This window comes from Rhizobium sp. 1399 (assembly GCF_031455475.1).
Classification (GTDB): domain Bacteria; phylum Pseudomonadota; class Alphaproteobacteria; order Rhizobiales; family Rhizobiaceae; genus Rhizobium.
On sequence record NZ_JAVDSU010000001.1, the window covers coordinates 355,256 to 377,284 of the forward strand.

The 22,029-nt window shown below is 60.5% G+C and carries 15 protein-coding genes; 4 read left to right on the forward strand and 11 right to left on the reverse strand.

What is annotated here, in order from left to right:
* Positions 1 to 32 precede the first annotated feature (32 nt).
* Both ubiA and J2X71_RS01965 read right to left on the reverse strand, forming a co-directional pair.
* Positions 33 to 992, reverse strand: a complete 960-nt coding sequence (ubiA, locus tag J2X71_RS01960) for a 4-hydroxybenzoate octaprenyltransferase (RefSeq protein WP_310378478.1) — start codon at positions 990 to 992, stop codon at positions 33 to 35.
* Between the two features lie 149 nt (positions 993 to 1,141).
* The gene (locus J2X71_RS01965; RefSeq protein WP_310378480.1) at positions 1,142 to 1,846 is read right to left on the reverse strand and encodes a FadR/GntR family transcriptional regulator; all 705 of its coding nucleotides are present in this window, start codon (positions 1,844 to 1,846) and stop codon (positions 1,142 to 1,144) included.
* A gap of 530 nt (positions 1,847 to 2,376) precedes the next feature.
* Between J2X71_RS01965 and J2X71_RS01970 the strand changes: the two genes are divergently transcribed.
* Together J2X71_RS01970 and J2X71_RS01975 are read left to right on the forward strand one after the other, a co-directional pair.
* Entirely contained in the window at positions 2,377 to 4,278 is a 1,902-nt protein-coding gene (locus tag J2X71_RS01970) for an autotransporter domain-containing protein (RefSeq protein WP_310378482.1), read from the forward strand.
* Between the two features lie 160 nt (positions 4,279 to 4,438).
* Positions 4,439 to 5,230 (forward strand): SDR family NAD(P)-dependent oxidoreductase, encoded by a 792-nt coding sequence (locus tag J2X71_RS01975; RefSeq protein WP_310378484.1) that lies wholly within the window; start codon positions 4,439 to 4,441, stop codon positions 5,228 to 5,230.
* 24 nt (positions 5,231 to 5,254) lie between these two features.
* Here the strand turns inward: J2X71_RS01975 and J2X71_RS01980 are convergent, their stop codons facing one another.
* The 4 genes from J2X71_RS01980 to J2X71_RS01995 all read right to left on the reverse strand — a co-directional run bounded on the left by J2X71_RS01980 (position 5,255) and on the right by J2X71_RS01995 (position 10,514).
* Positions 5,255 to 6,064 carry a MipA/OmpV family protein gene (locus J2X71_RS01980; protein WP_310378487.1) on the reverse strand — a complete coding sequence of 270 codons (810 nt, stop codon included), beginning with the start codon at positions 6,062 to 6,064 and terminating at the stop codon, positions 5,255 to 5,257.
* A gap of 117 nt (positions 6,065 to 6,181) precedes the next feature.
* Positions 6,182 to 6,760 carry a histidine phosphatase family protein gene (locus tag J2X71_RS01985; protein WP_310378489.1) on the reverse strand — a complete coding sequence of 193 codons (579 nt, stop codon included), beginning with the start codon at positions 6,758 to 6,760 and terminating at the stop codon, positions 6,182 to 6,184.
* A gap of 51 nt (positions 6,761 to 6,811) precedes the next feature.
* The gene (locus tag J2X71_RS01990; RefSeq protein ID WP_310378491.1) at positions 6,812 to 8,071 is read right to left on the reverse strand and encodes a cyclopropane-fatty-acyl-phospholipid synthase family protein; all 1,260 of its coding nucleotides are present in this window, start codon (positions 8,069 to 8,071) and stop codon (positions 6,812 to 6,814) included.
* Between the two features lie 133 nt (positions 8,072 to 8,204).
* Positions 8,205 to 10,514 carry a Tex family protein gene (locus J2X71_RS01995; RefSeq protein WP_310378494.1) on the reverse strand — a complete coding sequence of 770 codons (2,310 nt, stop codon included), beginning with the start codon at positions 10,512 to 10,514 and terminating at the stop codon, positions 8,205 to 8,207.
* A gap of 239 nt (positions 10,515 to 10,753) precedes the next feature.
* On the opposite strand from J2X71_RS01995, the gene glyS reads away from it, so the two are divergent.
* Together glyS and J2X71_RS02005 are read left to right on the forward strand one after the other, a co-directional pair.
* Positions 10,754 to 12,931, forward strand: coding sequence for a glycine--tRNA ligase subunit beta (glyS, locus tag J2X71_RS02000; protein WP_310378496.1), 2,178 nt, complete (start codon positions 10,754 to 10,756; stop codon positions 12,929 to 12,931).
* 359 nt (positions 12,932 to 13,290) lie between these two features.
* Entirely contained in the window at positions 13,291 to 13,785 is a 495-nt protein-coding gene (locus J2X71_RS02005) for a DUF523 domain-containing protein (protein ID WP_310378499.1), read from the forward strand.
* Between the two features lie 72 nt (positions 13,786 to 13,857).
* On the opposite strand, the gene J2X71_RS02010 is transcribed toward J2X71_RS02005, so the two are convergent.
* The 5 genes from J2X71_RS02010 to J2X71_RS02030 all read right to left on the reverse strand — a co-directional run bounded on the left by J2X71_RS02010 (position 13,858) and on the right by J2X71_RS02030 (position 21,996).
* Entirely contained in the window at positions 13,858 to 15,681 is a 1,824-nt protein-coding gene (locus J2X71_RS02010; RefSeq protein ID WP_310378501.1) for a methyl-accepting chemotaxis protein, read from the reverse strand.
* A gap of 280 nt (positions 15,682 to 15,961) precedes the next feature.
* Positions 15,962 to 17,785, reverse strand: coding sequence for a methyl-accepting chemotaxis protein (locus tag J2X71_RS02015; protein WP_310378503.1), 1,824 nt, complete (start codon positions 17,783 to 17,785; stop codon positions 15,962 to 15,964).
* 349 nt (positions 17,786 to 18,134) lie between these two features.
* The gene (locus J2X71_RS02020; protein WP_310378505.1) at positions 18,135 to 18,587 is read right to left on the reverse strand and encodes a plant virulence effector HPE1-like domain-containing protein; all 453 of its coding nucleotides are present in this window, start codon (positions 18,585 to 18,587) and stop codon (positions 18,135 to 18,137) included.
* Between the two features lie 108 nt (positions 18,588 to 18,695).
* Positions 18,696 to 19,967: a phosphoribosylamine--glycine ligase gene (purD, locus tag J2X71_RS02025; protein ID WP_310378507.1), complete on the reverse strand. Its 1,272-nt coding sequence runs from the start codon at positions 19,965 to 19,967 to the stop codon at positions 18,696 to 18,698.
* Between the two features lie 91 nt (positions 19,968 to 20,058).
* A complete protein-coding gene (locus J2X71_RS02030) occupies positions 20,059 to 21,996 on the reverse strand; it encodes a DUF2207 domain-containing protein (RefSeq protein WP_310378509.1) in 1,938 nt (645 codons plus the stop codon).
* Positions 21,997 to 22,029: the final 33 nt, after the last annotated feature.

Below are 22,029 nucleotides of genomic sequence, written 5' to 3' on the forward strand. Positions count from 1 at the left end.
TTTTTCATTTCGGGGTCATTTTTCACTTCAGATCAGGGAATGGCAAAAAGCAGCGAGACGAACAGGCCGAGAAAGATGATCAATCCGACTCGGGTGTTCGATTTGAAGAGCGCGAGGCACTGCGCGCCGTCGTTGATATCGAGCGCCCTGATCTGCCAGGCGAACATTCCGGCGGCAATCAACAGACCGACAAAAGCCAGAAGGCCGACACCAGCAAGCGCAAAGGACAGGAACATCAGCACCAGCGTCAGTCCGTAGAGGCCGACAAGCGCCAGACGCGTGCGCTCGCCGAACAGGCGCGCGGTGGAGCGAACGCCGATCAGCTCGTCATCCTCCTTGTCCTGATGGGCATAAATCGTGTCGTAGCCGATCGTCCAGACGACCGAGGCTAGATAAAGCAGGAAGGCAGAGAAGGAGAGGCTGCCGAAAATCCCTGCCCAGCCCATGAGCGCGCCCCAGGAAAAGGCAAGACCGAGGAAGAATTGCGGCCAGTCGGTAAAGCGCTTGGCGAAGGGATAGAGGGCGACGACCCCGAGCGACAGCACGCCGAGAAGCACGGCAAACCAATTGAACTGTAACAGCACGAACAGACCGACCAGCGCCTGTAGCCCGATGAAAATCTTCGCCTGCCGGCGCGTCACACGACCTGAAGGCAGCGGACGCGAGCGGGTGCGCGCCACCTGCATGTCGATCTCGTGGTCGACAAGGTCATTATAGGTGCAGCCTGCGCCGCGCATGGCGACGGAGCCGATAAAATACAGGAACAGATGATAGAGCAGCAGGGCGCCGGAGAAGACGCGCGGCTCGATAGCCGCATTGGCGGCAAGGGTCGCCGACCAGAAGCACGGCCACATGAGGAGTTGCCAGCCGATCGGCCGGTCCCAGCGCGCAAGCTGCGCATAGGGCCACAGCCAGGGCGGCAGGATGCGATAAACCCAATTATCCGAGGGCGCATCGGCAACGCGCCCGTTGAGACCGTCAATCTGTTGCATACGGTCATCTAGCGATGGGCAGCGCCCACGGTCAAGACTCCATCGCCGGCGAGCTCCACCATCTGCTGCCCGATCGTATCCGCTTCATGCCGCAAGGCTCCTGTCCCGCGGCGCGAAGGAGAGCATCATCGGATCACCGGCCGGCATATCTATCGCTGACGCGCGGCCAGGGCACGCCTCACATCTTCCTCGGCCCCGTCCAGCAAAGAAACCAGGGCCTTGCTCGCGCCGGTGGAATCGCGATTTGCCATACTCTCCACGACCTGCTGATGCAGCGGCAGCGAATGGCTCTGGCCCTGCGGATTGTCGTCGGAAAGCCGGAAACTGATCACCAGCGCAGTCTCGATCAGCGCCGCCAACGAACCGATCAATTCATTGCCGGACATGCGTAGGATCGCCTGATGGAAAGCAAGATCCGGCACGGCAAAACGCGCTCCGTCATCGCCCGCCCGTTCCATCTCGGCGAGCAGACCACGCAAATGCTCGATCTCTGCCGCGGTGGCGCGTTCGGCCGCCAGCGCACCGGCCGTCGGCTCGATCGCACGGCGCAACTCGAAAAGCGAACGGGCGTCCTCGGCGGTGGTTCTGCCGCCGTAGCGCCACAGGAGCACATCCGGATCGAGAAAATTCCAGTCCCTGCGCGGACGCACGCGGGTGCCGATTTTCGGACGCGATTCCACCATGCCCTTGCCGGCCAGAACCTTGATCACTTCACGCAATACGGTGCGGCTTACCCCATGCGCGGCACTCCAGTCATCCGCATTCGGCAACGGATCGCCGGGCAAAAGATCACCGCGCACGATGCTCTGGCCGATCTCATTGAGCACCCTCGTGTGAAGGCTGCTGCCGACCATCCCCTCCATGCGCAACGGCGCCGCGAGAGCCAGACGGGCTTTCGCATTCTTCCTATTCTTCATACTATTCATACTATTGTCATATCGCTCCCCTATTACCGCTCTCATAGAACAGTCTCTTTAGTGACGTCAACTCGCAATACATGAATAAACTTGGATAAACGTGTTTAAGTAGAATCAGAGTCCCAGAAATGGAAGATTTATGATGGATTTACTAACAAAATTTCGAGCTTAGATCCCGATCTTATTCTATATTTCTGTGTCTATATTTTCAGCATTTGAAAATGACGCGATTTATAACTCGAATATCGCAAATGTATAATCGCATTTTCGATCGGTTCGACTACGCGCGCTGAACCAGCACGCACCCCACTCTCCATGAAAGCATCACGACCGACCGGCCTTCGAGGCCTGTCAGCGGATCACTGCGCTTTCATCACGCCGCCTTCACCGCCGCCGCCTGCCATCAGGTCGGCGGTCCCTCTCGGCTGCGACCAAGCAGCCTTTGCCCTACGAAAAGGAGACTTGAAATGCCATTCATGACCAGAGGTCCCTCAACCAGGGCGCCCAGGGCGCAAGCGGCAAGACCGCTCATCCTGACTGCTCTCCTCTGCGCGACGGCCATGCCTGCTTATGCCGTCGAGCCCTGGATCATGGTCGAGAAGTTTACATTCACCGACGATCCCATCACCTATCGCGGCCAGGGCGTGACGACGGACGGCAAGAACTGGTACTTTTCCGGCACGAACGCGCTGGACAAGGCGGACGGCAACTTCACCACGATAACGCGCGACAACAGCGCGATCGATCCGGCCCTCGCAAACCCGTTTGCCGGTGCGCCCAGAGGCCTCAATCATATCGGCGACATCGATTACGCCGACGGATACCTCTACATCTCGCTGGATACCAGCACCCGCGATCCGATCACTGGCGAGAAATACAACACGCCGGTCTTTGCGATCTATAACGCGAGCGACATGACCTATACGGGCAAGTATTTCGCCCTGACCCCTCCGCATGGCAAGCATGACGTCGCGAGCTGGGTGGCCGTGGATGCCAAGAAGGGCCTCCTCTATGGCATGGCCTATGACAACTCCACGGAGATCGCGGTCTACAATCTCTCCGACGGCTCCTTCAAGCAGTACATTCCCCTTTCGAGGACGATCGACCAGGCGCAGGGCGGCAAGATCCTTGATGGCTGGATGTATTTCTCCACCGAAAGCGATACAAAATCGCTCTATCGCGCCAATCTGACGACAGGCGAAGTGGAAGAGATCGGCCAGCTCGACACTCCCGGCGACCAGGAAGTCGAGGGGCTCTCCTTCGGCTGGACCAAGGATGGCTGGTCGCTTTATGTCATCAACCGCGAACAGCCCGATCCGTTGATCGACGAGTCCATCGGCTTCTATCGTTATCTGCGGCCCTACGGCAATGCGCTCTCCGGCGAGATCCATTCCAGTGTCAAGGGCGCCTTCATCCAGGACAGCCTCTATCTCGACGATGCGGTCGGCCAGCGCCTCCGCTCGGCGTTCAGCGCAGTGGGCATGCCCATGTCGGAGGTCACTTCCTATGACGAGAACGGTTTGACAGGCGCGATCAGCAACACCGAAGGCCTCGCCATCTGGAGCCAGGCGATCGGCGCCAAGAGCACGACCGAGGGAGCGGGCTACGCGGCCGATTTCGATCACTCGACCGGTGGCATCGTCTTCGGCGCCGATGCGGCCGTCGGGACATGGCGCTTCGGCGCAATGGCCGGCTACAGCAATACCAGTTTTGATGTCGATGCCCGCACCTCATCCGGCTCGAGCGATAACGTCCATCTCGGTATCTATGGCGGCACGCAATGGGGTGCGCTGGGCTTCCGCACCGGCGTCTTCTATACCTCGCACGATATCAGCACTAAGCGCCATGTCGTCTTCCCGGCCTTCAACGAGACCCTGTCGGCCGACTACGACGCCCGCACCACCCAGGCCTTCGCGGAACTGGCCTACCGGATGGATTTTGAAGATACCGCTTTCGAGCCCTTCGCCAACCTCGCCTATGCTCGCCTGAAGAGCGATGCCTTCTCGGAAGAAGGCGGCACGATCGCAGCGCTGTCAACCGGATCGTCCAGCATGGACACCGCTTTCACCACGTTCGGCATTCGCGCCTCCACCGATATCGATCTGCAGGATACCAAGGCGACCGTGCGCGGCATGCTTGGCTGGCGGCACGCCTATGGCGATGTCACGCCGAGCTCCAAACTCGCCTTCAATACCGGCGCAAGCTTCGATTCCGTCGGCGCCCCGATTGCCGAGAATGCACTGACCATGGAAGCCGGCCTGGATTTCAACCTGGCGAAAAACGCAACGATCGGCGCATCCTACGCCGGTCAGATTGCGGGCGATACCCAGGACCATGCGGTCAAGATCAATTTCAACGTGAGCTTCTGAACCGGGCCCGAAGTCCGCCGCAAGTCCCGGTTCTGAACACCGTTAAAAAAAGACGCTGCAGCGCTTCCCGGGTGCCTGCGGCGTCTTCCGTTTGATACAGTCGGGCGCCACATTCGCGCACGACCCACCAGCCTTTACGACCTTCTTTCCGGAGTTCCCGATGAGCCGAGATGCCAGCGACAACCTTGTGACCTACGCCAGCTATCCGAGCCTCAGAGGCCGAAGTGTGTTCATCACCGGCGGGGCGAGCGGCATCGGCGAAAGCCTTGTGCGGCACTTCTGCGCCCAGGGCAGCCGGGTCGCTTTCGTCGATATCGCCGAGGAGAGTGGCCGTGAGCTTGCCGCTGCAATAGACGCTGATGGTCACACTGCGCCGCTCTTCATTCCCTGCGATCTGCGCGATATCGAGGCGCTGAAGCACGCGATCGGTGAAGCGGTTGCGCAGAACGGCCCGCTTCAGGTGCTCTGCAACAATGCCGGCAACGACGACCGGCACCAGACGGAGGACGTGACCGTCGCCTATTGGGACGACCGCATGGCGATCAACCTGCGTCATCAGTTCTTCGCTGCGCAGGCTGTTCGGCCCCATATGACGGCGCTTGGCGGCGGCTCGATCATCAATTTTGGCTCGATCACCTGGATGGTCGGCGATCCGGATTGCCCGGCCTATGTGACGGCGAAAGCGGCGATCTACGGGATGACACGGGCGCTTGCACGGGAGTTGGGGCCCGAGCGCATCCGCGTCAACTGCATGGTGCCCGGCTGGGTGATGACCGAACGGCAGATGCGCCTCTGGCTGACGGAAGCCGGCGAACGGCAGATCGCCGAGCGCCAGTGTCTCCCGGACAGGCTGCAGCCCTCCGACATCGCCCGCATGGCGCTGTTTCTGGCCGCCGACGACAGCGCCATGTGCACGAGCCAGCAGTTCATCGTCGACGGCGGCTGGGTATGATCTGGGCGCGTTCAGGCAGCCGGATCAGTTCAGCGTGAAATTGAACTTGTAGCTCGCAGACAAGCCGATCAGGAACTGGTTCTTCGAACCTTTCTCGCGCACAAGGCTGCTGTCGGCCGCCGGACCGGCAAGGCGCTTATATTCCGCGAAGGCGCTCGTCGACAGGTTCTCCGTCGCGTTCCAGGTTAGCGCCGTGCCGGCACCATAGGACTGGATGCCGCCCGAGGGATCATAAGGCTTCAGCCCGCTTGCGGCTGACTGCGCTTCGTTGACGCCATAGTAGGAATGGAAGTAGCCGCTCGTCGCAAAGGTGGCACGCGGGCCGCCGGAGAGCTGCAGATCGGGCGCGATATCGGTGAAGGCGTCAAGCGCCACGTCGGCCACGAGGCCATCATGGGAGCGGATACCCTGGCGGACTTCGGCGCGGGCGCGCAGCCAGTCGGTCGGATAAACCTCGGCAAAACCACCGATTTCCGCGCCCCACTTGACCTTCTTCAGGCCGTGCAGATCGCTGTCGTCGTCTTGGTCACGCTCAGGCACATAGCGACCGACGATACCGGCGCGGAAGCCGCTGTTATCGACGAGCGCGAAGGATGGATTGTCGTTGCGCGAGGAAAAGCGCGGACCGGCGCCCTGACGACCGACCGAAATCAGCGGGCTGAACTTGAATTCGTTGCTTGAGGCGCCTTCGAACTTCGGCGCGGAAAAGCCTGATACGCCGACTTTCAGATACCAGTCGCCGGACCACCAATGGCCGCCTTCCTGGGCGGAGGCGGTGCCGAAAGAGGAAAGAGCAATAGCTAAAGAGATCGATACGACAGATCGATTAAACACATCCGCACTCCAGGAAACGCAATACAAGAACGGCCGCGGACGGCGGCGATCGGTACATTTATAGCGAGGGTGTTACCTCTATCTTAACCAAGGCGGAAAGATCGAAGGGATGGGAAATTACTTCTGGTTCCAGCGGCGGATGACCGGTTCGGTCAAATCGTGCTCATAGCCGAGAACGCTGATGCTCGTCGTATCCAGAATGAAACGGGAGCCGTCTTCCGGGGGCAGGCCGAGCCAGCGGGCGCCGAGCACACGCAGGAAATGCGAGCTCGAAAAGATCAGGACCGGGGCATTGGCCTGCCGCAATTCGGCAATGATGCGATCGGCACGAGCGCCGATATCGGCGACGGCTTCACCATCCGGACAGCCGTCGCGGAAGAGCTGCCAGCCGGGACGTTTCAACAGGATTTCCTTGGTGGTGATACCTTCATAGGCACCGTAATCCCATTCGGCGAGATCAGGCTTAATGACGGCCCCCTCCCCGAAACCTGCGAGCGCGCAGGTGTTGCGCGCCCGCTGCGAGGGGCTGGACCAGACAGCGGAGACGGAAAGACCTGCGAGCCGCGGAGCGAGCGCGCGGGCTGCAGCCTCGCCATTGGCGGTAAGCGGAATATCGCTGCGGCCAGTGTGCTGGCCGGATAGCGACCATGCCGTCTCGCCGTGGCGTACAAGAGTGATTTCGGGAAATGCGCTCATATCCGTCTCTCCAAAAAAGAAAAAAGCGCGGGCCAGGCCGCGCTTTCGATATCAGAAGGTAAACTTTTCCAATGGCGGACGCGTCGCCTCGAATTCCCTAAGCTTTGCCTCGTTCTCCGGGATATAATTCCGGTTATCGGGCGTCGCGAACTGGTTCCTGGTGATCTGGATCTGCTCGATGAAGAGTTCGTCCCAGCGGAAGCCCATTTCGGAGCCGGCCAGATAGAATTCCCACATACGGAAGAACTTCTCGTCGTAAAGCGCCACGGCTTCTGCCTTGCGGGCAACGAAGCGCTCACGCCAGTGGCGCAGCGTATAGGCGTAATGCAGCGGGAGCACTTCGACGTCGCGCGTCAGCAGGCCCGCCTTTTCGAGCGGCACCAGTGTTTCGGCGATCGAGGGAATGTAGCCCTGCGGGAAGATGTATTTCTCGATGAAGGCGTTGGTGGCGAAGCTCGGCTTCGGACGCGCGATCGAATGCAGAAGCATGATGCCGTTGTCATCCAGGAGCTCGTGCACCTTCTTGAAAAAGTTGCCGTAATTGCCGATGCCGACATGTTCGAACATGCCGACCGAGACAATGCGGTCGAACTTCCTGCCGTTCATGTAACGATAATCCTGCAGCTCGAAGCGGACGCGATCGGCAAGACCGCGTTTCTCTGCCCGTTCGCGGGAAATTTTCAGCTGCTCTTGGCTGAGCGTAATGCCAGTGACGTCTAGGCCGGGCGTCGATTCCGCCAGATACATGGCCATGCCGCCCCAGCCGGAGCCGATCTCCAGCACGCGCTGGTTCGGCTGCGGCATGAGCTTTGCCGCGATGTGGCGCTTCTTGGCGACCTGCGCTTCTTCCAGACTGATACCGGGCGGATCAAAATAGGCGCAGGAATATTGCCAGTCCTCGTCGAGGAAGAGTTCGAAGAGCTTTTCGGAGAGGTCGTAATGGTGGGCGACATTACGCTTGTTGTGGTTGATCGGCATGCGGCTCTTGAGTTGCTGCATGGCAATGCGGCCGATCAGCAGGGCGGCCATCTTGAAATCGAAGATTTCGTTGGTGGTGTTCTGCTTCACCAGAGCGAGGAAGTCGTAGATGTCGCCCTGTTCGAGAATGAACCGGCCTTCCATATACATTTCGCCGAGCTTCAGCGTCGGATCGCGACGGATCGCATCCTCGGCTTCCTGATCGGCAAGACGAACGGCAACCAGTTCCCCGGTGCCGTCGCCAATCGTGTGGGTTTCGCCGTTGGCAAGAGTAAGGGCCAAAGAACCCTTTCGGACAATTTTTTGGACAATCGATAAGAATGCCGACGCCATGGACGCCTCGCAAATGTGACAGGATGGTCACATCAACTTAATAGCTCTCTTCTGCCTTACAAGCGCCGGATTTAGCACTCCGCAGATTCAATTGCCAAAGTGTGACATTTTTGCAATTTCGGCGCCTAAGCCCTTATTTTCGCTTCATCGCTTCGGCCAGCGCCGCACCGAAGGCGCCCTGGCTCTGCGGCTTTGCCGGCGTGGGCTTGCGATCCTGCTGCGGGCGCTGGCCGGTATTGCCACGCGACTCACCACGCGGAGAGCCGGCCGGAACGCCGTCATCCTTGCGCATAGAAAGGCCGATGCGCTTACGCTTCACATCCACCTCGACAACGCGCACCTTGACGACGTCGCCGGCCTTCACAATTTCGTGAGGATCCTTGATGAAACGGTCGGCAAGCTGGGAGACGTGGACCAGACCATCCTGATGCACGCCGATATCGACGAAGGCGCCGAAGGCAGCGACATTGGTGACGGTGCCTTCCAGCACCATACCTGGCTTCAGGTCACTGATTTCATCGATGCCTTCCGCAAAAGTCGCAGTCTTAAAGCTGGGGCGCGGGTCGCGTCCGGGCTTATCCAACTCGGCGATGATATCCTTGACTGTCGGCAGGCCGAACTTCTCGTCGATGAACTTGCGCGGGTCGAGCGCCTTCAGGGTGACGCTGTCGCCCATCAGAGAGCGCAGATCGCGGCCGCAGGCGGCGACGATCTTCTTTGCCACGCCATAGGCTTCCGGATGCACGGAAGACGCATCGAGCGGCTCCTTACCGTCAGGGATGCGCAGGAAGCCGGCCGCCTGTTCGAAGGTGCGCTGGCCAAGGCGGGCAACCTTCAACAGGTCCTTGCGGCTTTCGAAAGCGCCATTCTGGTCTCGGTGCAGCACGATCGCATCGGCAATCGAACGACCAAGGCCGGACACGCGGGACAGAAGCGGCGCGGACGCCGTATTGAGATCGACGCCGACGGCATTCACAGCATCTTCCACGACCGCGTCGAGCGAGCGGGAGAGCTTCGTCTGATCGACATCGTGCTGATACTGGCCGACGCCGATCGACTTCGGCTCGATCTTGACGAGTTCGGCGAGCGGGTCCTGCAGGCGCCGCGCGATGGAGACGGCGCCGCGGAGCGAAACGTCGAGTTGCGGGAATTCGGCGGCCGCGGTTTCGGAAGCTGAATAGACGGAGGCGCCGGCTTCAGAGACGATGACCTTGGTGGGCTTTGGCGCAGGAAGTGCGGCCAGCATATCGGCCACGAGCTTTTCCGTCTCGCGGCTGCCCGTGCCGTTGCCGATCGCGATCAGTTCGACATTGTGCTTGCGGATGAGGGAGGCAAGCTCTGCCTGCGTGCCGCGCACGTCGTTCTTCGGCGGGAAAGGATAGACCGTCGTTGTGTCGAGCAGCTTGCCGGTGCCGTCGATGATCGCAACCTTGACGCCGGTGCGGATGCCCGGATCGAGACCCATCGTGGCCCGCGAGCCGGCAGGCGCCGCGAGCAGCAGGTCCTTGAGGTTGCGAGCGAAAACGTGGATCGCCTCCTCTTCCGCCCTTTCGCGCAACTCGCGCATCAGGTCGAGCGAAAGCGACATGGACAGCTTCACGCGCCAGGTCCAGCTTATGACGTCCATCAGCCAGCGATCGCCTGGACGGCTTGCGCCGATCTCGTAAGCAGCGGCGATCATGCGCTCGACCGGCTTGTTCGGCGAGGCAACCTCGGCATCGGCCTCGATTGTCAGCGTCAGCACTTCCTCGTTCCAGCCGCGCAGCATGGCAAGCGCACGGTGGCCGGGGGCGGTTGCCCAGCGTTCGGAATGATCGAAATAATCGGAGAATTTTTCGCCGGTCGCCTGCTTGCCGTCTACGACCTTGGCCTTCAGAAGGGCGGCATTGCGCATATGGGCGCGCAGCCTGCCGAGCAGATCGGCATTTTCGGCAAAACCTTCGGCGACGATATCGCGGCCCCCTTCGAGGGCAGTCTTCACGTCAGGCACATCGACCGTGATATAGGCCTCCGCCAGCGCGGCCGGATCCTTGCCACGATCGGCGAGGATCGCTTCGGCAAGCGGGCCAAGGCCGCGCTCGCGGGCAATCTCGGCGCGGGTGCGGCGCTTCGGCTTGTAGGGCAGGTAGAGGTCTTCCAGCTCGGCCTTGGTGGCGGCCCCCGAGAGCTTCGCCATCAGCTCGTCACTCATCTTGCCCTGGCTGGTGACGGATTCGATGATCGTATCGCGGCGGGCTTCAAGCTCGCGCAGATAGACAAGCCGCTCGGCCAGCGTACGCAGCTGCGTATCATCCAGCCCGCCCGTCACTTCCTTGCGGTATCGGGCGATGAACGGCACCGTTGCACCCTCGTCCAGCAGCTCGATCGCCGCCTTGGCCTGATCGGGCCGGGCGTTGATTTCGGCGGAGATACTTGCTGCGAGCGAACGAAGGTCAGCGGCCATGAGATTTCCTGCAGTTTATTAGGGGTTGGCGGACCATAGCGGCGAAAAGCAGCAAGGCAATGCCTACCGCCGCTTTCCACAGCGGAAGGGAACGCTCCTGTCGGTTTAAGCCATATATCTGAGGCGCAATTGAGCCTTTCGCCTCCTGTTTTTGCGGTTGTGCAGATGCGGCATTCTTTGGTAGCAGAGGCGACCATTTTTGATTGCCCCTGCCCTGCAGGCGCCAGGAAAAGAGTACCATGCCGAACCTGCTTCTCGAACTTCGCTCCGAAGAGATCCCCGCCCGCATGCAGCGCAAGGCCGCCGGTGACCTCAAGAAGCTCCTCACCGATGCCCTGGTGGAAGCAGGATTGACCTATGAGGGTGCGCGCGAATACTGGACGCCGCGTCGCCTGACGCTCGACATTCACGGGCTGACGGCCCGCTCCGCCGATATCCGAGAGGAGCGCAAGGGGCCGCGCACCGACGCCAACGAAAAGGCGATCGAGGGCTTCCTGCGCGGCGCCGGCCTTTCTTCAGTTTCCGAGGCACAGGTCGTCAGCGATCCGAAGAAGGGCGATTTCTACGTCGCCGTCATCTCCAAGCCGGGCCGCGGCGCCGAAGAGATCATCGCCGAAGTCATGCCCGGCATTATCAAGGATTTCCCCTGGCCGAAGTCGATGCGCTGGGGCAAGGCGTCCTCGCAGCCCGGCTCGCTGCGCTGGGTGCGCCCGCTGCAGTCGATCGTCTGCACCTTCGGCACCGAGCATGAAGAAACGGTCGTCATCCCCTTCGAGATCGACGGCCTCGTCGCCTCCAACGTGACCTACGGCCACCGCTTCCACGCACCTGAGGCCATTACCGTCAAGCGCTTCGACGATTACGTCGCGAGCCTCGAAAAGGCGAAGGTCATTCTCGATGCGGAGCGGCGCAAGGACATCATCCTGCATGATGCCCGCGACATCGCCTTTGCGAGCGGGCTGGAACTGGTCGAGGACGAGGGCCTGCTGGAAGAAGTCTCCGGCCTCGTCGAATGGCCGCAGGTGCTGATGGGTTCCTTCGAGGAGGACTACCTTTCGATCCCGTCAGAAATCATCCGCCTGACCATCAAGACCAACCAGAAATGCTTCGTCACCCGCAAACAGGGTGGAGAGACGCTTTCGAACAAGTTCATTCTCGTGTCGAACATCCAGGCGAAGGATGGCGGCAAGGAAATCGTTCACGGCAACGGTAAGGTCGTGCGTGCGCGCCTATCGGACGCGCTGCATTTCTGGAAGCGCGACCAGGGCAACCTGCCAGACCTCGAGACGCTGGAAGCTTCCGCCAAGAAATTCGGCCTCGACCTCGCCAAGCCGCTCGACCAGCGAATGGCCAAGCTCGATGCTCTCAACGTGACCTTCCATGCCAAGCTCGGCACACAGGGCGATCGCGTCGAACGCATCCGAGCGATGGCCGCCAAGATCGCCATGCCCGTCGGCGCCGATTACAAGGTGGTGGACCGCGCCGCGGTTCTCTGCAAGGCGGACCTGCGTACCGAAGCCGTTGGCGAATTCCCGGAACTGCAGGGCGTCATGGGCCGCAAATATGCGACGCTGCAGGGCGAAGACACCTCCGTTTCGACCGCGATCGAAGACCATTACAAGCCGCAAGGCCCGTCCGACCGTGTGCCCGACGACAAGGTGGCGATATCAGTGGCGCTGGCAGACAAGCTCGATACGCTCATCGGTTTCTGGGCGATAGACGAGAAGCCGACCGGCTCGAAGGATCCGTTTGCGCTTCGCCGTGCGGCACTCGGCATCATCCGCATCCTGCTCGAAAAGCGCGGCCGCGTGACGCTCTTGCCGCGCATCACCTCGCATATGCAACGCATCGACATGGATATTGGCGCCAGCGTCGATACCGACGACCTGACGCGGCAGTTCGATCTGCTCTCCTTCTTCCACGACCGCCTCAAGGTCTATCTGCGCGAACAGGGTGCTCGACACGACCTCATCGATGCCGTGCTGACACCTGAATCCGACGACCTCCTGATGGTCGCCCGCCGCGTCGAGGCGCTGACGGCGTTCATCACCTCGGAAGACGGCATCAATCTGCTTGCCGGCACCAAGCGCGCCACGCAGCTTCTCGCAGCCGAGGAAAAGAAGGGGACCGTGGTTGCCGATGGCGTTTCGGAAGCGCTTTTGAAGCTTGATGCCGAGAAGGAACTGTTTGCGGCCATCAGCAAGGCTTCGTCGGAAGCTGCGGGCGCCGTTGCGCATGAAGATTTCCGCTCGGCCATGGAAGCGTTGTCGAAGCTGCGCGCGCCGGTCGATCGCTTCTTTACCGATGTGCTCGTTAATGACGAGGATGCGGCGATCCGCGCCAACCGCCTTGCGCTGCTGCGGATGATTCGCGCCGCGACTGGAACGGTGGCGGATTTCTCGAAGATTGCCGGCTGAGAGATAGACGATAAACAAATCGGGCCTTTCGTCCCCTCAGTTCGTTCCGTCATGCTCGGGCTTGTCCCGAGCATCTACTGTGGGTTGATGCGTAGCAGATCCTCGGGACAAGCCCGAGGATGACGTCGAGTGAAGGCAATTTCGTCAGAAGACGGATAGAACTCTTCGTGTTTCTTTACCCTTGTCGCCCCTTCTGCATCTTGGCGATGGTCAGCGTTTCGCCGGCGTCCCCTTCGTCCTGTCATGGCACAGGCGCAATGATGCGCACCCGGCGCAATGCTGGTTGCGAAATTGCATTGAGGAAGCTGCATCGCGGATGGAACGATGACGCCGGCGTGAATATGCAGTAAAGCTCATTCATGGTGTCGAAAATCCTCGTCAGTGCCTGTCTCATGGGCCACGCCGTCCGCTATGACGGACGCGCGAAGCCGCTTGTCCATCCGGCAATCGAACGCTGGATGCAGGAAGGCCTGCTGGTCACGATCTGCCCGGAAATGTCGGCCGGAATGCCGGTACCACGGCCGCCTGCCGAGATCACGGATGCGGCAACGGGCGAGGATGTGCTGACAGGTACCGCCCGTGTCGTGGAGCTGACAGGCGGCGATGTGACCGATGAATTCCTGCAGGCGGCGGAAAATGCCGTGCGGCTCGCGACCGATAGCGGCTGCCGCTATGCGCTGCTGATCGATGGCAGCCCGTCCTGCGGTTCCGGCTTCATCTATGACGGTTCCTTTTCAGGCAACCGGCACGCCGGCAACGGCGTTACTGCGGCTGCCCTCAAGCAGGCGGGTATCGAGGTCTTTTCGGACCGCGACATCGACCGCCTCATCGAGCGGATCGGCCATGCCGGCTAACGACACGGCTGCCGGGGAAACCGGCAGCCGCTAATTTCTTTGGTGATGAAATTGCTTTTAGTCACCCCGTCTTTAAGCGGCGCGGCGCCCCTGATGCGTGGCGGGAGCTGCGGCAGCATTGCCGACGCGGAAGCCCCTGATAAGGCCGAGCAGTTCATCGGTGTCGGCAGCCAGCGTTTCGGCCGATGCCGTGGTCTCTTCGGCCATGGCGGCGTTCTGCTGGGTGGCGGCATCGAGCTGGTTCATCGAGGACGAGATCGAACGTAGCGTCGTATCCTGTTCGGAAGCGCTGTGGGCGATCTTGGCGACGATCTCATTGGCAGCCTTGATCTGGTCGGAGATGCGCTTCAGCGCTTCGCCTGCCTCGCCGACGAGGCGGACACCATGGTCGACCTGGCTAGACGAGCGGGCGATCTGATCCTTGATCTCCTTGGCGGCAGCAGCCGAGCGCTGGGCCAGTTCACGTACTTCCTGAGCGACGACGGCAAAGCCCTTGCCGCTTTCGCCGGCACGGGCTGCCTCGACACCGGCATTGAGCGCCAGGAGGTTCGTCTGGAAGGCGATCTCGTCGATGACGCCGATGATCTTGGTGATTTCCGACGAGGACTTCTCGATGCCGCTCATGGCTTCGATCGCCTGGGTGACGATCGCATCGCTGTGGGTTGCTTCGGTCGAGACCGAGTGAACCCGCTTGCTGGCTTCATGGGCACCATCGGCCGTCTGGCGGACGGCAACGGTCAGCTCGTCGAGAGCAGCCGAGGTTTCCTCCAGGCTTGCGGCCTGACGCTCGGTGCGCTGCGAAAGCTCGTTGGAGGCGCGGCGGATCTCTTCCTTGGCGACACCGATATCACCGCCCTTGGCGCTGACCTGGGCCATGGCGGCCTCGAGATGCGAAAGCGCATCGTTGAAGTTGTCGCGCAGGGCCGCGTATTTCTGGCCGATGTCGGCGCAACGCACCGTCAGGTCGCCGTGGGCGATCTGCTCCAGCGCCTGACCGATGGTGCTGACGACGCGAGCCTGCAGCGAGGCTTCATCCTGCTGATGGCGCAGGTTGCTTTCGCGCTCGCTTTCGAGAGCCAGCTGCTGGGCAGCCTCGCGATCGGACATCGCGTGACGTTCCCTGATCTTTTCCTGCAGCGACTGCGTCGCCTTCGCCATCATGCCGACTTCGTTGTTCATGCCGGTATGCGGGATCTTCAGGGAAACATCTTCCTCGGCAACCGCCTGCAGGGCGTTGTGCACGTCCTTCAGAGGGTTCGAAATACCGCGGATGACCAGATAGGCGGCGACAAGGGCGAAGAAGAACAGGACGATGCTGCCAGAAAGCGCAGACAGAATCTTGTCGTTCACCTGGGCATCGAGATCGTCCATGTAGACGCCGGTGACGACGACGACCTTCCAGGGATCGAAGGCCAGTGCATAGGCCGTCTTGCGATAATCGCCAACGGGCTGGCCCGGTTTGGCTGTGGAATAATATTCGACGAGACCACCGCCCTGCTGCCCGACCTTGACCAGCTCTTCGCGATAGAGCTTGCCCTTGCTGTCCGGTTGCCCCTTGTTGGTCTGGCCGATTTTCGAGGCGTCATAGTGGAACATCATCTGGATGTCGTAGCTATAGCCGAAGAAATAACCATCAGGGTCGTATTTCATGGCGTTGAGCGTGGTGTAGGCCTGCTTCTGGGCGTCTTCCAGCTTCATTTCGCCTGAAGTCACCTTTGCCTGATAGAGCTTGAGAACGGAGACCGCGGACTGGACCTCCGAACGCAGCATGTCATAGCGTTCCTTGTAGATCGCATTGACCGAGGAGCGGACCTGGAGGGTGGTTGCGATCGCAAACGCTACCATCAGGCCGATGACCAGCAAGATAAGCTGCTTCGATATTTTCAAATTTTTCATGATGCCTCGCAACGGGAATGAGTGGCTGCATTCCGGTGCGGTTTTCTACCGCCTGTGCGAGCGCGCCAGATAAAGGCGACGCATCTACCGCTGCTAAAGGAACATGCTGCGACCGGTTGGTTACGATTGGCATTCATCCTATAATAAAGCTTTAATTTTATTAGATTTTGGACAAAATTTCCCTACAAATCTGGGGGGGCACCGAAAGCAAAACCGCCGGATCTTCATCCGGCGGCCGCTAATTTCTTTGGTGATGAAATTGCTTTTAGTCACCCCGTCTTTAAGCGGCGCGGCGCCCCTGATGCGTGGCGGGAGCTGCGGCAGCATTGCCGACGCGGAAGCCCCTGATAAGGCCGAGCAGTTCATCGGTGTCGGCAGCCAGCGTTTCGGCCGATGCCGTGGTCTCTTCGGCCATGGCGGCGTTCTGCTGGGTGGCGGCATCGAGCTGGTTCATCGAGGACGAGATCGAACGTAGCGTCGTATCCTGTTCGGAAGCGCTGTGGGCGATCTTGGCGACGATCTCATTGGCAGCCTTGATCTGGTCGGAGATGCGCTTCAGCGCTTCGCCTGCCTCGCCGACGAGGCGGACACCATGGTCGACCTGGCTAGACGAGCGGGCGATCTGATCCTTGATCTCCTTGGCGGCAGCAGCCGAGCGCTGGGCCAGTTCACGTACTTCCTGAGCGACGACGGCAAAGCCCTTGCCGCTTTCGCCGGCACGGGCTGCCTCGACACCGGCATTGAGCGCCAGGAGGTTCGTCTGGAAGGCGATCTCGTCGATGACGCCGATGATCTTGGTGATTTCCGACGAGGACTTCTCGATGCCGCTCATGGCTTCGATCGCCTGGGTGACGATCGCATCGCTGTGGGTTGCTTCGGTCGAGACCGAGTGAACCCGCTTGCTGGCTTCATGGGCACCATCGGCCGTCTGGCGGACGGCAACGGTCAGCTCGTCGAGAGCAGCCGAGGTTTCCTCCAGGCTTGCGGCCTGACGCTCGGTGCGCTGCGAAAGCTCGTTGGAGGCGCGGCGGATCTCTTCCTTGGCGACACCGATATCACCGCCCTTGGCGCTGACCTGGGCCATGGCGGCCTCGAGATGCGAAAGCGCATCGTTGAAGTTGTCGCGCAGGGCCGCGTATTTCTGGCCGATGTCGGCGCAACGCACCGTCAGGTCGCCGTGGGCGATCTGCTCCAGCGCCTGACCGATGGTGCTGACGACGCGAGCCTGCAGCGAGGCTTCATCCTGCTGATGGCGCAGGTTGCTTTCGCGCTCGCTTTCGAGAGCCAGCTGCTGGGCAGCCTCGCGATCGGACATCGCGTGACGTTCCCTGATCTTTTCCTGCAGCGACTGCGTCGCCTTCGCCATCATGCCGACTTCGTTGTTCATGCCGGTATGCGGGATCTTCAGGGAAACATCTTCCTCGGCAACCGCCTGCAGGGCGTTGTGCACGTCCTTCAGAGGACTGGAGATGCCACGGATAAAATAGGCCGCAGCGGCGATGCCGCCGACAAAGACGATCAGCGAGGCGGTCAGCGCCTTCCAGATCGTCGCATTGACCTTCTGCTGCAGGTCATCGAGATAGACGCCGGTACCGACGACGATCTTCCAGGGTTCGAAAGCCTTGGAATAGGCGCCCTTGAGGAAGACCTGGTCTTCCGGCTGGCCGGGCTTACCCCAGTAGTAGAAGGTACGGCCGCCGCCGGCCTTGCCGTGGTCGACGAGCGCCTGGCTGAATTTCGTGCCCGTCTTGTCTACCTGACCGCTCATGTCCTTACCGATATTGGTCGGATTCGGATGAAAGAGCTGGACGACATTGTAGTCCATGCCGAAGAGATATCCTGATGGCTGGAAGGTCACGCGCTTCAGGATGTCGAAGGCTTCGGTCTGGGCAGCCTCATGCGTCATCTGGCCGGCCTTCTCGCGTTCGTAGAAGGTGTTGAGGACGGAGATGCCTGATTCGACCTGCGTGCGCAGCATGTCGAAACGCTCATCATAGATTGCCTGCTCGGATGTGCGGATTTCAAAATAGGTTGCGACTGCAAATGCAGCCATCAAAACACCGACCAGCGCAAAAAGCTGATGAGCAATCTTGAGTTTCTTCATGATTGGCCTCACGGAAAAGGTGAAATGCAGTCTCCCGGATCGGTCAACTCCCGACCTGCGCGCGAGAAATCGCGCGCTCAGCTAGCGCAATCATGCGTCCTCCGGCCCTCGGTAAGTAAAATTAATGTGAATGATTAAATTATCTTTTAACAAAGGCAGGGCTTCTAGTCGGGCGGCCTAGTAAAATTGATGGGTATCTTCTTACAGACTTGTCTAAGTTGCACCCCCTCATGAATGCAATCACGTAAATTAGAATATACATACTTTAAATAGACAAAACGCACCCTGCTTCTCTTCAGAGTGCGTTCGCGATGATCGAAACTTTGATCCGAGTGGCAAAGAGATCCGATTAGAAACGGAGCTCAAACGCGGAAGCGTCGAGAGGCGTGGCTCCACTCATGCCGGCCGCTACCGGCTTCGCCTCACCGCCGACCACGGCAGCCGTCGCCTCATTGTCGATACCCTCGCTGGGCACCGGTGGAGCCAGCGCAAGCATCTGCTCAGGCGTTGCCTTGCTCACAAAGAGGACGGGGGAACCACCCATCCAGTTTTCGGTGCGATAGATCTTTTTTTCTCCATCAACATCACGGACCTCGGCGTGCTGGAAAGCGCCGGGACGCAGTTCCGGCACGGAATAATCCCTCTTGGAGGCTTCCGTCTGAAGCGGCGGGCAATGGTCGCAGGTCTCGGTAATGATGCTGCCGGCTTCCCTCGGCTTGCTCGGCCCGACCACTTCGATCGAGGCGGCCATGGCGGAACCAGCCGCCAGCAGAAATACTGCACTGAGGAAAATCTGACGCATCAACACTACTCCGTCTCACATTAAGAGCCAGATTAGCGCAGCTTTGTTTCCATCCCGTCAGAAGAAAGGGTAAAAATTTAGCGAAACGGGCCGTTGTCTGCCCGGTACTTATGCCTTTTCGCGTTCGACCGCGCGCCAGCCGATATCGCGGCGGCAGAAGCCGTTTTCCCATTTCACCCCGTCGAGCAGGGCATAGGCGCGGTCCTTTGCCTCACCGACCGTGCGGCCCGTCGCTGTCACGTTCAGGACGCGGCCGCCGGTGGCCACCAGAGCACCATCCTTCAGCGATGTGCCGGCATGAAACACCTTCTCGCCATCGCCGGCTGCCGGCAGTGCGAGGATCGGGGTGTTCTTCTTATAGGAGCCGGGATAGCCTTTCGAGGCCATGACGACGGTCAGCGCAGGGTCGTCGGTCCATTCGGCCTCGACCTGGTCCAGCGTACCATGAGCGCAGGCAAGCAGCAGCGGCAGGAGATCGCTCTTAAGCCGCATCATCAGCACCTGGCATTCCGGATCACCGAAGCGGACATTGTATTCGATGAGTTCCGGCCCCTTGGCGGTCATCATCAGGCCTGCGAAGAAGACACCACTGAAGGGATGGCCACTTTCTGCCATGCCGTGAATGGTCGGCTCGATGATCTCCTTCATCGTACGCTCGATCATCGCGGCCGTCATGACGGGTGCGGGCGAATAGGCACCCATGCCGCCGGTATTGGGACCGGTATCGCCCTCGCCGGCACGTTTATGGTCCTGCGCCGTCGCGAGAGGAAGGGCGGTCTTTCCATCGCAGAGGCAGAAGAAGCTTGCTTCCTCGCCATCGAGATAGGCTTCGACGACGACTTCGGCCCCGGCCTCGCCGAAAGCGCCTTCGAAACAATCGTCCACCGCGGCCAGTGCCTCGTCCAGGGTCATGGCGACCGTCACACCCTTGCCGGCGGCGAGGCCATCGGCCTTGACGACGATCGGCGCACCCTGCTCACGGATATAGGCCTTGGCCTTTGGCGCGTTGTTGAAACGCTGATAAGCGCCGGTCGGGATATTGTAGCGGGCGCAGATGTCCTTGGTGAAACCCTTGGAACCCTCGAGCTGGGCAGCCGCAGCAGACGGGCCGAAGACCGCAAAGCCTGCGGCACGCAGCGCATCGGCGATGCCGGCAACCAACGGGGCTTCCGGTCCAACGACGACGAAATCGATCGCCTTTTGCCGGCAGAAGGCGACGACCGCATCGTGGTCGTCGACATCAAGCGTGACCAGTGTCGCATGTTCTGCGATGCCGGGATTGCCGGGGGCAGCGTAGAATTCCGTCATCAGCGGCGATTGCGCCAGCTTCCAGGCGAGTGCGTGCTCGCGTCCGCCCGATCCGATCAACAGAACCTTCATGCCTGATCCCTTTGCTGCTGGTCTGGCCTATTAGCCTAGCCTGTTGGTCTGGCGGTTAAGCGGGAAGGCCCGAAAGGTCAAGCGGGAAAGCTCACCAACCTCCGCCTCCGCCGCCTCCGCCACCTCCGCCGGACGAACCGCCGCCGGAGAAACCCGAGGACGAACTGGAGGGCGGCGGTGAAGGAATAGTGGACGCGATGGTCGAGGCCATCGACGAAGAGAAGCCGCCGATACGATCGGAAAAGCTGCCACTGTTGAAATTGCCGGAATACCAAGCGGGGCTATAGGCAGCCGCGGCGGCTCCGGCTGCAGCAGCCGCCAGCCAAATTTCGAACGTGCGCGACCATGGCTTTTCGACACCGAGCGCCACCGCATAGGGCAGCAAGGTCTCGAAATGTTGCGGCGACATTTGCGGCGCGCCGGCCATGTTCATCCGGTCCTTTTCGGCGAGCGTCAGATATTGCCGCAGGCCATCGACACCAGCCGTCATCTTGGCACCGAGCGGCGTCGGTGCGCCCATGATGAAGAAATAGAGGATGTTGAAGAGCACGATGCCGCCGACCGCAAAGAGCATGGGCGTTTCGTGGAATTCCATTAGCGAAGAGCCGAGCGCCAGCACAACGGCCGAGAGAATGCTCAAGCCCACAAAAACGGCGATAGCGATGGCGATGACCGCGAAAATCTTGCCGACGAGCGAACGGCCGCGATGCAGCGCCTTCACAAAACCTGCCACGAAGACAGACAGGAAGACGGAAATGCCGATGGGGATGATCATCAGCGCGATCGTATCCGGCTCCAGCGAGCCGAAGACGAAGAGCGCCACCAGGGCCGCAGCGCTTAAAATCACGCCGCCGGTGATATAGCCGGCATTGGAATTGTAATATTTGCCGCGGTGTTCCCGTTCGATCGACGAGCGGAAGCTCTGGCCGACCGATTTGACCTTTTCGCCGTTGGCCTTGTCGATGGTGAGCGTATCACCAGCTCTGCCGACCGCCTTCAGGAGCTCGGCCTCGCCGGCCTGGAGCTTCTCCTTGCCGAGCGGCTTGTCGGTGCGACGGATGACGATCGAGTCCTTGAGATCTTCCAGCGTGACATAGCCGCGCACGGCAAGATCCAGCGCGGTTGCCGAAAGCGCCGTCCAGCCCTGGCCGGAAAAGCCTTTATTATCGATGTAATTGACAAGCGCGGGCGAAATACCAGAAGGCGGATCCCAGCGCGGCACAACGATCTCGCGCGCCGGATCACGGCCAACCTTCAGCCAGGAGCGCGTGTAATAGAGGAAGACGAGGATGAGGCCGCCGAAACCGATGAGATAGTCACGGTTATCGCTTAACCACCAGCTGCTCTCCTGATCGGCGCTCGGCGGATCGATCGCACCCTTCGGCAGTTTCGCGGCAAAGGTCAGCCCCTCCTCCGCGCCGAGGGGCGCGGTGGTCGCAACCACCAGTCGGCCGTCGTCTACGCTCGCTCGAGCATTCTTACCTGTGGCACCGACGGGACCAGTGAAGAAGGTGACATCTTCGGGCACAACGCCCTGCGGAAAGGTGACCGTCGCCACCGCAGAGCGGATCGGAAAAATCCAACCGTTACCGGTAACGTTCCAATAGAGCTCGTCATGATCGTCGAAGTAACGGATCTGACGGTTCGTTTTGTAGGTGAAAACATATTCGTGGCGGCCGGGAGAGATCGTCACGTCTTCGGAGCCGGCATAGATGCGGATGCCGCCGGTGATGGATTCCGTATGCCAGGGTTCGTCCCTGCCGTCGCGCTTGACCGAGACGACGCTGAAATCGACGGTGCGGCGTCGGCCGCTCGCATCCCTGAAGGTCAGCGGAAAATCGCGAAAGATGCCTCGCCGGATGCGGTCGCCTTCGGCATTGACGGTGATCGTTTCCGCCACCGTCATCGCTCCGCTCTTTTCCAGCTGGATGGCGGAATCGAAGGAGGCGATGAATTCCTCAGCCGTTGCTGCTCGTGCAGACAGCACCAGCAGCAATGCGAAACAAATGCCGAAAAACCGCCGGATCATATCCCCTCCCCCGGTTGCGGTTCAGCCCAATGC